Origin of the sequence: uncultured Porticoccus sp., from assembly GCF_913061305.1 — a bacterium.
Lineage (GTDB): Bacteria > Pseudomonadota > Gammaproteobacteria > Pseudomonadales > Porticoccaceae > Porticoccus.
This window is the reverse complement of the sequence record NZ_CAJXST010000001.1, coordinates 115,979-128,685: the sequence shown is the minus strand read 5'-3', so window position 1 is coordinate 128,685 and position 12,707 is coordinate 115,979. Positions and strand designations below refer to the sequence as shown.

The 12,707-nt window shown below is 52.0% G+C and carries 18 protein-coding genes and 1 pseudogene; 16 read left to right on the top strand and 3 right to left on the bottom strand.

Going from position 1 to position 12,707, the window contains the following annotated elements:
- Window positions 1-54: 54 nt before the first annotated feature.
- Complete coding sequence (locus QZ516_RS00690; protein ID WP_297184820.1) at window positions 55-516, bottom strand: Lrp/AsnC family transcriptional regulator; 462 nt, start codon at window positions 514-516, stop codon at window positions 55-57.
- Window positions 517-740: 224 nt separating this feature from the next.
- On the opposite strand from QZ516_RS00690, the gene leuA reads away from it, so the two are divergent.
- The 12 genes and pseudogenes from leuA to QZ516_RS00635 all read left to right on the top strand — a co-directional run bounded on the left by leuA (window position 741) and on the right by QZ516_RS00635 (window position 8,458).
- The gene (gene leuA, locus QZ516_RS00685) at window positions 741-2,435 is read left to right on the top strand and encodes a 2-isopropylmalate synthase (protein WP_297185512.1); all 1,695 of its coding nucleotides are present in this window, start codon (window positions 741-743) and stop codon (window positions 2,433-2,435) included.
- Between the two features lie 483 nt (window positions 2,436-2,918).
- Window positions 2,919-3,575 (top strand): class I SAM-dependent methyltransferase, encoded by a 657-nt coding sequence (locus tag QZ516_RS00680; RefSeq protein WP_297184818.1) that lies wholly within the window; start codon window positions 2,919-2,921, stop codon window positions 3,573-3,575.
- 169 nt (window positions 3,576-3,744) lie between these two features.
- Window positions 3,745-3,969 carry an addiction module protein gene (locus QZ516_RS00675; RefSeq protein ID WP_297184817.1) on the top strand — a complete coding sequence of 75 codons (225 nt, stop codon included), beginning with the start codon at window positions 3,745-3,747 and terminating at the stop codon, window positions 3,967-3,969.
- Window positions 3,966-4,259 (top strand): type II toxin-antitoxin system RelE/ParE family toxin, encoded by a 294-nt coding sequence (locus QZ516_RS00670; RefSeq protein WP_297184816.1) that lies wholly within the window; start codon window positions 3,966-3,968, stop codon window positions 4,257-4,259. The genes QZ516_RS00675 and QZ516_RS00670 overlap by 4 nt, the downstream gene beginning before the upstream one ends.
- Before the next feature lie 77 nt (window positions 4,260-4,336).
- Complete coding sequence (locus QZ516_RS00665; protein WP_297184815.1) at window positions 4,337-4,792, top strand: protein tyrosine phosphatase family protein; 456 nt, start codon at window positions 4,337-4,339, stop codon at window positions 4,790-4,792.
- Between the two features lie 96 nt (window positions 4,793-4,888).
- Entirely contained in the window at window positions 4,889-5,638 is a 750-nt protein-coding gene (locus QZ516_RS00660; protein WP_297184814.1) for an NAD(P)-dependent oxidoreductase, read from the top strand.
- 83 nt (window positions 5,639-5,721) lie between these two features.
- Window positions 5,722-5,985 (top strand): annotated as a pseudogene (locus tag QZ516_RS12730) (BrnT family toxin).
- Window positions 5,975-6,244 (top strand): CopG family transcriptional regulator, encoded by a 270-nt coding sequence (locus QZ516_RS00655; protein ID WP_297184813.1) that lies wholly within the window; start codon window positions 5,975-5,977, stop codon window positions 6,242-6,244. Before QZ516_RS12730 ends, QZ516_RS00655 begins: the two are co-directional and overlap by 11 nt.
- 52 nt (window positions 6,245-6,296) lie before the next feature.
- Window positions 6,297-7,034, top strand: a complete 738-nt coding sequence (locus QZ516_RS00650) for an SDR family oxidoreductase (protein WP_297184812.1) — start codon at window positions 6,297-6,299, stop codon at window positions 7,032-7,034.
- 139 nt (window positions 7,035-7,173) lie between these two features.
- The gene (locus QZ516_RS00645) at window positions 7,174-7,437 is read left to right on the top strand and encodes a hypothetical protein (protein WP_297184811.1); all 264 of its coding nucleotides are present in this window, start codon (window positions 7,174-7,176) and stop codon (window positions 7,435-7,437) included.
- Window positions 7,430-7,717, top strand: coding sequence for a type II toxin-antitoxin system MqsA family antitoxin (locus QZ516_RS00640; RefSeq protein ID WP_297184809.1), 288 nt, complete (start codon window positions 7,430-7,432; stop codon window positions 7,715-7,717). The genes QZ516_RS00645 and QZ516_RS00640 overlap by 8 nt, the downstream gene beginning before the upstream one ends.
- A gap of 186 nt (window positions 7,718-7,903) precedes the next feature.
- Window positions 7,904-8,458, top strand: coding sequence for a hypothetical protein (locus tag QZ516_RS00635; RefSeq protein ID WP_297184807.1), 555 nt, complete (start codon window positions 7,904-7,906; stop codon window positions 8,456-8,458).
- A gap of 44 nt (window positions 8,459-8,502) precedes the next feature.
- On the opposite strand, the gene QZ516_RS00630 is transcribed toward QZ516_RS00635, so the two are convergent.
- Window positions 8,503-8,727 carry a Txe/YoeB family addiction module toxin gene (locus QZ516_RS00630; protein WP_297185509.1) on the bottom strand — a complete coding sequence of 75 codons (225 nt, stop codon included), beginning with the start codon at window positions 8,725-8,727 and terminating at the stop codon, window positions 8,503-8,505.
- 28 nt (window positions 8,728-8,755) lie between these two features.
- Entirely contained in the window at window positions 8,756-9,028 is a 273-nt protein-coding gene (locus QZ516_RS00625) for a type II toxin-antitoxin system Phd/YefM family antitoxin (RefSeq protein ID WP_297184805.1), read from the bottom strand.
- A 304-nt stretch (window positions 9,029-9,332) separates the two neighbouring features.
- On the opposite strand from QZ516_RS00625, the gene nosP reads away from it, so the two are divergent.
- The 4 genes from nosP to QZ516_RS00605 all read left to right on the top strand — a co-directional run bounded on the left by nosP (window position 9,333) and on the right by QZ516_RS00605 (window position 12,644).
- Window positions 9,333-10,490, top strand: coding sequence for a nitric oxide-sensing protein NosP (gene nosP, locus QZ516_RS00620; RefSeq protein ID WP_297184803.1), 1,158 nt, complete (start codon window positions 9,333-9,335; stop codon window positions 10,488-10,490).
- Complete coding sequence (locus tag QZ516_RS00615) at window positions 10,483-11,319, top strand: diguanylate cyclase (RefSeq protein ID WP_297184802.1); 837 nt, start codon at window positions 10,483-10,485, stop codon at window positions 11,317-11,319. Before nosP ends, QZ516_RS00615 begins: the two co-directional genes overlap by 8 nt.
- A gap of 53 nt (window positions 11,320-11,372) precedes the next feature.
- Window positions 11,373-11,732 (top strand): hypothetical protein, encoded by a 360-nt coding sequence (locus QZ516_RS00610; protein ID WP_297184800.1) that lies wholly within the window; start codon window positions 11,373-11,375, stop codon window positions 11,730-11,732.
- A 144-nt stretch (window positions 11,733-11,876) separates the two neighbouring features.
- Window positions 11,877-12,644 (top strand): hypothetical protein, encoded by a 768-nt coding sequence (locus QZ516_RS00605; protein WP_297184798.1) that lies wholly within the window; start codon window positions 11,877-11,879, stop codon window positions 12,642-12,644.
- The last annotated feature ends 63 nt before the right edge of the window (window positions 12,645-12,707 follow it).

The following is a 12,707-nucleotide window of genomic DNA, read 5'->3' as shown; positions in this document are numbered from 1 at the left end:
GCTATGCTGTCGTTGCTTTAAAAAGCCGGAGAACTCTCGGTGCGCGATGGGCGCTCATACCGGCAAGGTTGCCGTATTCTGCGGCGATTTCAAAACAAAGGACGATTGCACCCCGGATACCCCCTCGATACGGGTAATTTTATTCAGCAAAAACCGCTGGTAGCCGTCCATATCCTCCACCACCACCTTGAGCAGGTAGTCCGCCGCCTGACCGGTGATCAGGTGGCACTCCAGCACTTCCGGGAAGTTGGCAACCGCTGATTCGAACCCTTCGAAGCGCTCGGGGATATGCTTGTCCATGCTGATCTGGATAAAGGCCATCAGGTTTAATCCCAACTGCCGGGCATTCAGCCGGGCGGTGTAGCCATCGATAACCCCTTCCTCTTCGAGTCGCCGCACCCGGCGCAGGCAGGGAGATGGTGAGAGGTTCACCTCTTCCGCCAGATCCTGGTTGGAGATGCGCCCTTCCTGTTGCAGCTTTCTCAGAATTGCCCGGTCGTAGGAATCTAGTTTCATATAATTGCTCAATTAATATTTATATAAACATATTATTGCTTAAATAATAAAAAATGCCATACAAGTAGCAATAAAATGCCGCCGTTAACGCATTAAACTGTCAACCATCCTGAGAAAAGCAGTGGGCCAGAAGCCCCTGGCACCGACAGAGCCCCGCTACCCGCACCCTTTGCTTCGGTTGCCGACTTTTCTCAGGGCCTTATTTGTCAATCGTGGAGAACTGTATGATCACCAATCCCGCCAGCAAATACCGGGCTTTCGTGCCAGTGCAATTGCACGACCGCCGCTGGCCCGGCCGCACCATCGAAAAACCGCCCATCTGGATGAGCACCGACCTGCGGGACGGCAACCAGTCCCTGATCGACCCCATGTCGGTGGACACCAAGCTGCGCTTTTTCGAGATGCTGGTGGAGATTGGTTTCAAGGAGATCGAAGTGGCCTTCCCAGCCGCCTCCGACACCGACTTCAATTTCGTGCGCCGCCTGATCGAGGAGGACCGCATTCCCGAAGATGTCACCATCGAGGTGTTGACCCAGGCCCGCGAGGATTTGATCGCCCGCACCGTGGAATCCCTGGTGGGGGCGAGGCGGGCCATCGTGCATCTGTACAACCCCACAGCGCCACAATTCCGCCGCATCGTCTACAACACCGATGTGGAAGGCGTGAAGGCCATTGCCGAGCAGGGCACCCGCTGGGTCAAGCACTACACTAGCCAGCACCCGGAGACCGAGTGGGTCTACCAGTATTCGCCGGAGGTGTTTTCCGGTACTGAACTGGCGGTGGCCAAAGAGGTGTGCGACGCGGTCAGCGCCATCTGGCAGCCCACCCCCGAGCACAAGATGATTTTCAATTTGCCGGCCACGGTGGAAATGTCCACCCCCAATGTCTATGCCGACCAAGTGGAGTGGATGGACCGCAACCTGAACCGCCGGGACAGCATCCTCATCAGTGTCCATCCCCATAACGACCGGGGCACCGCCGTGGCGGCGGCGGAGCTGGCGGTGATGGCCGGTGCCGACCGGGTGGAGGGCTGCCTGTTTGGCAACGGCGAGCGCACCGGCAATGTGGATATTGTCACCCTGGCGCTGAACCTCTATTCCCAGGGCGTTCACCCCGGGCTGGATTTTTCCCGTATCGAGACCATTCGCCGCACCGTCGAGGAGTGCAACCAGTTGCCGGTGCATCCGCGCCATCCCTATGCCGGCGAACTGGTGTTCACCGCCTTTTCCGGTTCCCACCAGGATGCCATCAAGAAGGGCTTTGCCCAGCGGGTGGAGGGCGAGATCTGGGAGGTGCCCTATTTGCCCATCGACCCCGCCGACCTCAGCCGGGGCTACGAAGCGGTGGTGCGGGTCAACAGCCAGTCCGGCAAGGGGGGGGTCAGCTTCCTGTTGCAACAGCAGTACGGCCTGGAACTGCCGCGCCGCCTGCAGATTGAATTCAGCCGCGTGGTGAAAGCCTTCACCGACCGGGAGGGCCGCGAGGCCAGCAGCGCCGATATTTTCGCCCTGTTTGAACAGGAATATCTGCGGGAACAGGGTGCCTATGGCTTCGAAGAGGCAGATGTCTCCAGCCACAGTCATGGCGACAAAGGCGCCACCGAAGTGCAGATCCGGTTTAGCGAGGACGGCAAGCCCAGAACCGTCAATGGCATCGGCAACGGCACCATCGACGCCGCGGTAAAAGCATTGGGGGGCAATATTCGCGTCATCGACTACCACGAGCACGCCCTGGGAACAGGCTCGGAAGTGGAGGCGGTGTGCTACCTGGAAATGCAGATCGACGATGGCCCGGCGATATTCGGCGTAGGGGTACACCGGAATATTATCAGTGCGGCAATCAAGGCCATCTTCAATGGCCTCGGTCGGCACCGGGCAGCAGCGAGGTCGGAGGAGGAAATGGAAGCCATCGCCAGCTAATATGCCGCGCTGATGAGTAGGTTGGTGTGCTCATCAGCGTGGTGCTCATTAAAGCAACCCATTCCCGGATTTCCTGTCCAAGCCCCCTACAGATGACTGAGGGGGCTGCTCACCTCCTTCTGTATACCGGCCTCTCCACCGCTAGAACGACGAGTAAACCCTCGATATCAGAAAACCCCAAGTCCCCGAGAGTTGCCTTCCACAAAGCACTATGAAATATTGGATCCAGCACAGGTACACCTCAATGGTTCGTTTGCTGCAATTGCGAATCTGCACAAACCAAACAATAAATTCAAGAAAGGGAGATTTCGCCATGCCAACCTCATCCATGAAGCTTGTTGTACGTCCCGCCGAAAAAATAAATCCTGTATAACTAATAAGTTAGGAAAAGTGCATTTTAATTGCTGTGAATTATGAGGAATGCACTCTAATAATTATTATGATGGCAAAGCCATCATTAACATACTGTTAGGCGTCACGGGCATGACTGATCGCAAAGACCAACTAGCGGATACCGTAGCGGGGACGCGAGGTTACGAGGAGGTCGTAGACGTATTCATTGAAGCCAGTCAGGCCTTGAACTTCGCAGAGATCTGTAGCGACGTCCTCGAGTTCTTACCATCCATTCCGTGTCGTGTGCTCGATGCAGGAGCCGGGGCTGGGCAGAATGCCGCCGCGTTGTCTCGGATGGGGTACTCAGTCGTTGCGGCCGAACCGCTTCCGGCCTTCTTGGACGCAGGACGCTCGACCTATGGCGATCTCGATATTTCTTGGGTCCAGGATAGCCTCCCGCATCTCCAGGATTTGCCTGATCCTTCGGAGCGGTTCGGGTTCATACTCCTGGAGGGAGTCTGGCATCATCTTGACGACGAAGAACGCGAGTGGAGCATGGCACGACTCTCGACGCTCTTGATCGATGGGGGTATTTGCGCGCTATCTTTACGACACGGCCCCGCAGGAGCCGGCAAACACGTATTCCCTACTGACGGCCCAATGACAACTGTTCTGGCTCGCCGATACGGGATGGAGGTCGCGCTTCACCTTGCTGATCAGCCCAGCAAGATGAGCAACAAACCGGGGGTAACGTGGACGCGGATGGTTTTTAGGAAGGAGCCGGCCGGGGCGGGCAGTGACGCCTAACCATGGCGATGCAGTGGACAACACCAACCGTCACACAAATTGCATTCGCAATTTCTGCGCCGCTTTCCGGCGCAGCTGATCGCTAACGTTAAAGCTGAAAAGCCGAGTCGTGGCACCTGGTACCCATCCGTGTCAAAATTGGGCGATACGTGAACGAGAGGCTTTGTCCATGAATCTCCAGAAAATTGAAGATGAGGCGCTCCACCTCCCTAAAGAGGAGCGAGTCCAGTTGATCCAGCGACTGGTGTTGAGTCTGGAGTCTCCGCCAGAAGAAGAGCTCAGGTCCGATTGGTTGCTTGAGGCCCGGCGCAGGGGCGAAGAGCTCGACAATGGCACGGTTCAGGCAGTGTCTGGTGAGGACGTCATGAGGAAGGCTAGAGCACTGATCAAATGAACTATTCTTTTCACTCGGCAGCGGAAGCCGAGTTCCTGGAATCAGTTGGTTATTACGAATCAAAAGTTCCGGGATTGGGTGGTGCCTTCATAGGGGAATTTGAGGCCTTGGCCAATTTGATTGGCGAGTCACCAAAAGTCTGGCAAGTCGAGTTGCCCCCAGATATTCGTAGAGCGCACCTTCACAGATTTCCCTTGTCTATCGTTTACCGAGAGAGCCCTGATGGTTTTCAGGTTCTGGCTGTTGCCCATGACCGCCGGCGTCCGCAGTACTGGCTGGGCAGGCTTTAACAATCGGCTGCACAGCGACCGTTTTTCCGCCGCTTCGCGGCTACAAACCGGCGCGTTAGCCATCAGGAGAAAATGTCATGAGTGTCGATCAAGCATACAATTTTCGGACTATCGACGAAGCAGTTTCTACCTCTGGACTCCTGAGCGAGGAGCAGCTCTCGGAATTACGCACTAGCGGCTATGAAGCTGTAATTAATCTTCTGCCACATGATAACCAGTACGCTATAAAGAACGAGGAAGATATCGTTGTCAGCCAAGGCGTTGATTATCTTTACATTCCGATAGATTTTGCAGCTCCGACAGAGCAGGATTATTCAGAATTCGTTAAAGCTATGAAGTCTTGCCAAGGAAAGAAGGTATTGATTCATTGTGCAGCAAACTACCGGGTATCAGCATTCTACTCTATGTATGCATATGAGCATCTCGGTTGGCCTGCTATCCGGGCCAAAGAGCACATTGAGTCTATCTGGTGCCCAGAGGACAACCCTCCGTGGGATCAGTTTATTTCAAGGGTTGTACCGAGCAATGGCTAACAAGCAGCTGTCGCCGCATAAAAATCATGCGGCTGGGACGGCTACGCTGAAGCTCCGCCGTCCCAAAGCCGGTCGTTAACCATCACGGGATATAGCATGCAAAATTCATTCGTCAAGCGAATATTCGTAGCCGGCGCAAGTGGGGCGATTGGCCGGAAGCTTTGTCGACTATTAGTAGATGATGGCTTCTTGGTTGTTGGCACGACCCGAAAGCCCGAGCGAGTAGGCATTCTCGAGTCGTTGGGCGTAACCCCGGTAGTTGTGGATGTCTTTGATTTGGACTCGCTTCACTCTGCGGTACTCGCGGCGCAACCAGATATTGTTGTTCACCAGTTGACTGATCTCCCGTATGGACTTGATCCAAAGCTGATGGCGGAAGCTCGCATCAGAAACGCTTACTTGCGAGAAATCGGCACGAAAAATCTCGTTTCCGCTGCAATAGCTGCCCGTGCGAAACAATTTGTCGCCCAGAGTATTGCTTTTGCTTATGCCCCCAGTGTTACGCCTTACGTCGAGGAGTCGCCCTTGAATGTCGCGTCCACAGATGAAGCTGCTGCTTTATCTGCTCGTGCCGTGGCTGGCTTGGAGCAGCAGGTGCTCGGTGGCCCTTTTACTGCGGCCGTATTGCGCTATGGCAAACTTTACGGCCCTGGCACTGGATTTGATATTGCACCAACTGGTGGACCAGTGCATGTCGATGCCGCTGCCGAAGCCGCGCGACTTTCGATCACCTGCCGACAGTCCGGCATATTCAACATTGCAGAGGAGGACGGAACCATTTCCAGTTTCAAGGCCAAGTCTGTGCTTGGTTGGAATCCCGAGTTCAGGATTGCCACTGATGGCTAACAAACGCTTCGAGAGGGACGTTAGCAGCCACCCAAAATTCCACCTCTCTTGCTAAATGAGTAAAAAAGGGATAATTTATACTCATGAGCGACTTCGAGTATGATGACGACAAAAGCCGAGCCAATCTAGAAAAGCATGGAATTGACTTTCTGGATGCTCAGGCTCTGTGGAAGGACCCTAACCTGCTGGAAATCTAGGCTAAATCGGACGATGAGTCTCGATTTTTGGTCATAGGTCTTATAGGCCAGAAACTTTGGTCTGCCGTCATCACTTATAGAAATGGAGCAATTCGGCTCATTTCTGTGAGGCGCTCTCGCATAAGAGAGGTAGAGCTGTATGAAAGCTAAAGATTTTGACAAGAAATTTGACCAAGGTAAGAAGGACATCATTGATGATCTTGACTTGTCCACGGCACGTCGTGCCAACCAGGAACAGAAGCGCATAAATGTTGACTTTCCCTCATGGGTAGTAGAGTCGTTGGATCGTGAAGCGGCTCGTATTGGCGTTACACGGCAGTCGATCATAAAGGTCTGGCTGGTTGAGCGTTTGCAAGCTGAAGCTGCTCACAAACCGCTAAATGGTGACGCCGCGGGCGGCGCACATTAGCGGAGCGTTAGATGCACACCAATTCCAACCATACATATACAGACTGAATTACATGGAACACAGAGTCGCTTTAGTTACAGGATCAACATCAGGGATTGGTAAGGCTATTGCCAACCGGCTTGCTGCTGAGGGTTTTTCCGTCGTTTTCCATTCGCGCTCATCTGTAGAAGCCGGTCAGCACTTGGCATCAGAGAACGAAGACGCTTCTTATTTCCAGGCTGACCTATCAAATCAGGCTGAATCGAAAGGTCTAATTGAGCAAATTGCCTCCAAGTATGGACGTTTGGATGTTCTAGTGAATAACGCAGCATTAACTGAGGTTATAGACCATTCAAATCTAAAGGCTGCTACTCCTGAAATATGGCGAATGCTCCATGAGGTTAATGTTATTTCTCCATGGACACTGATTTCCGAAGCTGAGCCTTTGTTGAAAAAGTCCTCTTCTGAAGGTACTACTAGCTGTATTCTTAACATCAGTTCTCATGCCGGTGTACGCCCCAAAGGGGCATCAATTCCTTATTCAGTAACTAAGGCTGCGCTCAATCATATGACAAAGCTCTTGGCTTTGAATTTGGGGCCTGGTATTAGGGTCAACGCCATAGCTCCAGGTCTAGTGCATACCCCCATGAGTAAAGACTGGGCAGCTGCTCGCGAACTTTGGGAAACCAAAGCCCCTATGAAACGGGGTGCAGAACCAGAGGAAATTGCCTATATCGCTGGCATGTTAATCAATAGCTCCTATTTAACTGGTGAAATCGTGCTTTCAGATGGTGGGTTAAACTTAACGTGAAGACAGCATCTAATAAATTGCAGCAGTTCGCGCCTGCGCCTGCGGCGTCGGACGCTTGTACCTCGCGCCGCTGTGCAAGGCGTTACATGTCTTAACCTTGCTCTTGCCAAAATACGGCAATGCCGTATAATCTGGCGCTATGATATTTATCGAAACCAGTGCTTTTACGAAACTTCTCCCAAATTACCTTTCGGATGAAGATTATCGAGCATTGCAGACCTATCTCATGCAAAAGCCCGATGCTGGCGATATCGTTAAAGGGTCCGGTGGTGTTCGAGTTATCTACTATTGGAAGAAGCCTGATCATGAAGTTTGGATGCTTACGATTTATAGCAAATCGGAGCGAACTACGATTCCTGGTCATATTTTGAAACAAATCGCAGAGGCAATCGATCATGAGTAAGCGAGATATCGGTGCTGAGATCCTGGGTGGCATTAGAGAGATTCAGCAGTACAAGAAAGGTAAGGTTCAATTAAAAACCACAGAGCTTTCGGAGCCTTCTCCACCACAAGTAATCCGCTCAAAGCTCAAAATGTCGCAATCAGCATTCGCGGGGTTGCTGGGCGTCAGTATGCGTACACTCCAAGATTGGGAGCAAGGCCGCCGCGAACCGCAAGGCCCAGCTGTGGCTCTTCTGCGAATTGCGGAACAACATCCGGAAGTCTTCACTCAACTTCACTAAACGTGATTAATACAAGTGGGGTCAGGTACAACTTTCCGAACCGTACAGGTACAAGTGGGGTCAGATACAACTTTCCGAACCGTAAGAGGGGTCGGTGACAACTGCAAATTATTCTCAACAATAAGTGGGGTCAGGTACAACAAATTATTCTCAAAAGTCACCGACCCCTTTATTGATGGAGATCATATGAATAACCGAGTAAAGGCCATTTTGGTAATGGTGTTAGTGATGCTGGCTGGACAAGCTCTGGCTTCGGAAAGCTCCCCTTATGCTGGCGAAGAAGGCCGAGAAATCAAAGCCCTGTCAAAATCACAGATTGACGGCCTATTGTCTGGAAAAGGTATGGGTTATGCCAAAGCAGCAGAACTGAATGGGTACCCTGGTCCCGCGCATGTGCTTGAGCTTAAAGAAGAGCTTTCTCTCACAGCTGATCAGCAGAGAGAGACCGAAGTTATTTTTGCCCAGATGGAGACCGCGGCCAAAGAACTGGGTGCTGATTTGGTTGCGGCGGAGCGTGCGCTGAATGAGGTATTCAGGAGTAAGGTGATCAACGATTCATCTTTGTCGAAACTTGTGAAAAATATTGGCGATATTGAATCCCGTCTGCGCGCAGTCCACCTCAGCGCGCATTTGCAGCAGACTAAAAACCTCAATGATCAACAGATAGCTAAATACATGGCTTTGAGAGGCTATGGTCGTGCTGGACATGGGAACCATCACAACAATCATCACAGTAAATAGAAGCTAATTAATGCAATGCACGCGACAAGCCCGTGATTGCGGGGTTAGGGCTGGTCGTAGTGCCCACCAATAGCGAAGATATAAATCGAATTATCATCAACTCTATATATCAATCGATCCTTCCGGGATATACGCTTGGACCAAAGCCCAGAAAGGTTATGCTTTAAAGGTTCTGGCTTACCTGAACCTGAAGATGGGTCGTCAGAGCGAAGCATTTCTTTCAGGAGTTTGCATAGAGCTTTATGCAGCTTCTTGTCTTTTTCCCGCATTTGTTCATGCGCCTCCCAAGTGCTCCCTTCAAATACCAGTGATCTCATCCATCTGCTCTTTGGTCGGTTTATAGCCTTGGCCATGCTGGTGAGTTTCAAGAGAGGCTGCAATTTGCTGTATCAGGTCACGATTTTGCAGAACGGATAACGTTTCTTGTTCGCGCTCCCAGTCTTCGGCGCTCAAAACCACAAAGGCCTCGCCTGCTCTACGGGTAACCTTCAAGGGCTCATGTCTGCTAACTACTTGCTCTACAACGCTTTTCAGGTTGTCTCGAAATTTGTTTACGCTTATGGTATCCATATACCCACCATTATGTACGGAAATGCCGTACAACTATACATTGAAGGCCTGAACAAGGCCAAGCATCATCGTGCAATGCAAAAAATATAAGAAAGGGGTAGGTTTACCCTGACCCAAAATATCCCGGGGGTACCTGTACTATCTTATTAGTGTGAGGTTTTTGGTAGCGCTTATGAGTGATTGGGGACCCGGAAAGAAAACAAATAGAATATAGAGCTGGCGCTGAAAAGTGAGCAGCTGGTACTTTGGAGAGACACGGTCGATTTCTTGCAGCGCCGGTCCAGCCAGATTGATGGGAGTACAGATGAGCAGAGAACCTCAGATTCGCCATGGTCACAGTCTCGCCGCCGATGAACGGGAAGCAGTGCGCGAGCTATACCGTCAGTTAGAGCAGCCCGACCCGGGACTGGTGATCTTTTTTTGTTCCAGCCACTACGATCTGGATCGCCTGACCAGCGCGTTGAACGAGTTGTTCAGGGACGTCCCCCTGGTGGGTTGCACGTCAGCGGGAGAAATCGGCCCCCAGGGGTACTGTAGCCAAAGTTTGTCCGGTGTGAGTTTCCCCGCAGAGTTTTGCAGCGCCGTCATTGGCCGCCTGGACAATTTGCAGCAATTCTCGATGGTGGATGGGCAGAAATTTGTTCAGGAACAGTTGCAGCAATTGGAGGCTTTGGCACCTCAGGCGAGTGACGAAAACTGTTTTGCCTTTCTGATGATTGACGGGCTTTCCATTCGGGAAGAGCCTGTGGTCCACGCCCTCCAGTATGGGCTCGGCCGTATCCCCCTGGTTGGCGGTTCTGCAGGGGATGACCTGCGCTTTGAGCAAACCCGTGTCTTCCACCAGGGACGTTTTCATTCCGACAGCGCGGTGATGGTACTGGCGACCACGCCCTTGCCTTACAAAACGTTCAAGACACAGCATTTTGTCCCTGGCAAAGAGCGGATGGTTGTGACGGAGGCGGACCCGGCAACCCGTACCGTTTATGAGATAAGCGGCTATCCGGCATCAGATGAGTACGCGCGTCTGCTTGGCGTGACCGTTGACGATCTGGCACCGGGCCGGTTTGCCGAGTCACCCGTGGTTGTACTTATCGATGGTACGGATTACGTGCGTGCCATCCAGTCGGCCAATGATGACAAGAGCCTGACATTTTACTGTGCCATTGAAGAAGGCCTGGTTTTGCGCGAGGCCCAGGGCGTTGATTTGGTTGAAAACCTGCGACACAGCCTGGAGTCGGTAAAGCAGGACATGGGCGATCTGGCGCTGGTTCTGGCATGCGATTGTGTGTTGCGGCGGTTGGAGGTTACTCAGAAGGGGCTCGAAAAGCGCATGGGTGAAATCATGAACGACTATCAGGTCGTCGGTTTCAATACCTATGGCGAACAATATGGTGGGGTGCACGTCAACCAGACGTTAACCGGTATCGCCTTTGGGCATATGGCGGAAACTGTCGATGAATAAACCGCGCGAACTGAGCCAGCAGGGCGACAAGCGGTCGGAGCCCGAAAAGGACAGGGAAGTACAGCGGCTCAACAAAGTCATTGAGGTGTTGATGAACCGCGCAGAGCACGCCAGCAGCCTGCAGGGCTCGGCATTCAACCTGTTCCAGACGGCTATCGTGCTGGAAGAAGAGGTGCAGCGGCGCACCGAACAGCTGGAGGTGGCGCTGCAGGACAATAAAAAAATGACCCGGGCGCTGCAACAGGCAAAGGATCAAATGGACGCCGAGATGAGCCAGCGCATGCAGGCGCAGAAGGAGCTCGAGCTGGTTAACCTGAAGCTGGCAGCCCTCAACATCACCGACCAGCTCACCAACCTGGTCAATCGACGTGGTTTGGATGAACTGTTGTACGCCGAGTGGCTCCGGGCCATATCCAGTGGACGGCGGCTGGGTATCGGGATGGTCGATATCGATAACTTTAAACTGTATAACGATAGCTACGGTCACCTGGCGGGCGACGAATGCCTGCGGCGAGTTGCCGAGGCGCTGCAGCAGAGTTTGCGTCAGGAAGACCTGGTGGCGCGCTATGGCGGTGAAGAGTTTACGATGGTATTGCCCGGTGCCAATATCACGGTGGCCATGCAGGTAGCGGAGCGCGCAAGGAGCGTCGTAGAAGCGCTCGCCATCCCCCATACAAGCGTTGCCCCCGGAGTCGTGACAGTCAGTATCGGTGTTGCCAGCGAAGCGCCAGGACCGGGCAAGACAGCCAAAAAGCTGTTGGACACTGCGGACAAGGCGCTCTATCGGGCCAAGTCCGAGGGGCGCAACTGCGTCAGGGCCTCAGGCTAGTCACATAGGCAAAACTATTCATCTGGTGGTCTTGCCAAAAATATCCAGTTGATTTGATTGGTATTTTTACACTGACCCCAAATATCTTTGAGAACATGAAAATATCGATAGATGCGGGCTCCTTCCTGGAGCAACAAGAGATTCTGACTGGCGAAATGATCGCCAGGGTTGCTGACCATTTGGACGCTGGTGGCCTTAAAGGGGATGTGCTGAAAGAAACAACCGGGAAAGTGGCCTTTGAAGTAGCCTGCATGATTGATGGCGTCTCAGAAGTCAGCTTCGATGGTAGCGAGGCTCATCCATACCTGACGTTTCAGAACGGGGACAACGAACTTGTCCATCTTGGCGGCAATTCATACATGCATGAGCTGGTGTACGGTATTCTGAATGCTATGTTCGACGAGAACACATAACCAGTCATTCCAGTACGTTCCGGCCCTAACGGGCCTCCACCGGACCGCCTTTTCTACGCTCCGCTCCGTAAAGGCGGCCGCTGAATATTGGCGTAAGGCGTTCTGCGTAAGTATCGAGCACCAGAAATTTAAAATGAGGTAATTATGTCCAACTATGTTGTGACGTGTGAAATTCCCGGTTTAACTTCACTCCACTCGACTTTGCTCGAACAAGGTGGCTGTCGCATAGCTGATGAAAAAGTTGAGTTTGAACTAGCTCGTAACTGCGATGAATCAAGTGATGAGTTTCGTAACCGCTGTGCTCGGTGGATTAGTCGCGAGTTATCTCGACTGAATGCTCTTACTAATAAGCTGTTAAAAGCGACCTCTATCAATATCGAACCTTCTCCCGGTGGAATCACTATAAAACCTTCAGCAGGCTGGGCTCATCAAAAGCAATTTCCACCAAGTCATGTGGGTTGGGAGGAGGAGGAAGCGTTAGAATTTATACTGTCTGCGTGGGACGTCGCTAGCCATACTGAGGACTTGGTTTTGTGTTTTGTTATGCTAGACACAATTTGTGAAGCAGCTGAAGTTACTCAAAATTGGGTCGATAAATCTAAATGGCCACCTCGCTTTGCAGAGGTGCGTTTAATTCGCAACTTGCTCGTCCATGGTATAAAAACTCCTAAGCCCCAGGTTCGTGAATATCTGGAATTTTGTACGAATTCCATAGATTCAAATAGGTACGAGAATAGATATCAGCACCTCGAGTTGGCTCGGTTTCGATGTTCCCATCTCAAGTCAGCTGTTTGGAAAGTTGTAATGAACAAAGTTGTAGAAGATGAGGTTGATTTACTGAGTGAAGATCCTGCTTCTTTAAGAGGCATATTGTTAATAGATAAAGGCCCTCATCCATTCACTTCAGGTTGAGCTATGTTGCCTCGCCGGATATTTGCGATATTTGGGGTCAGAGTAAAAACTAAAAGTTAGAAC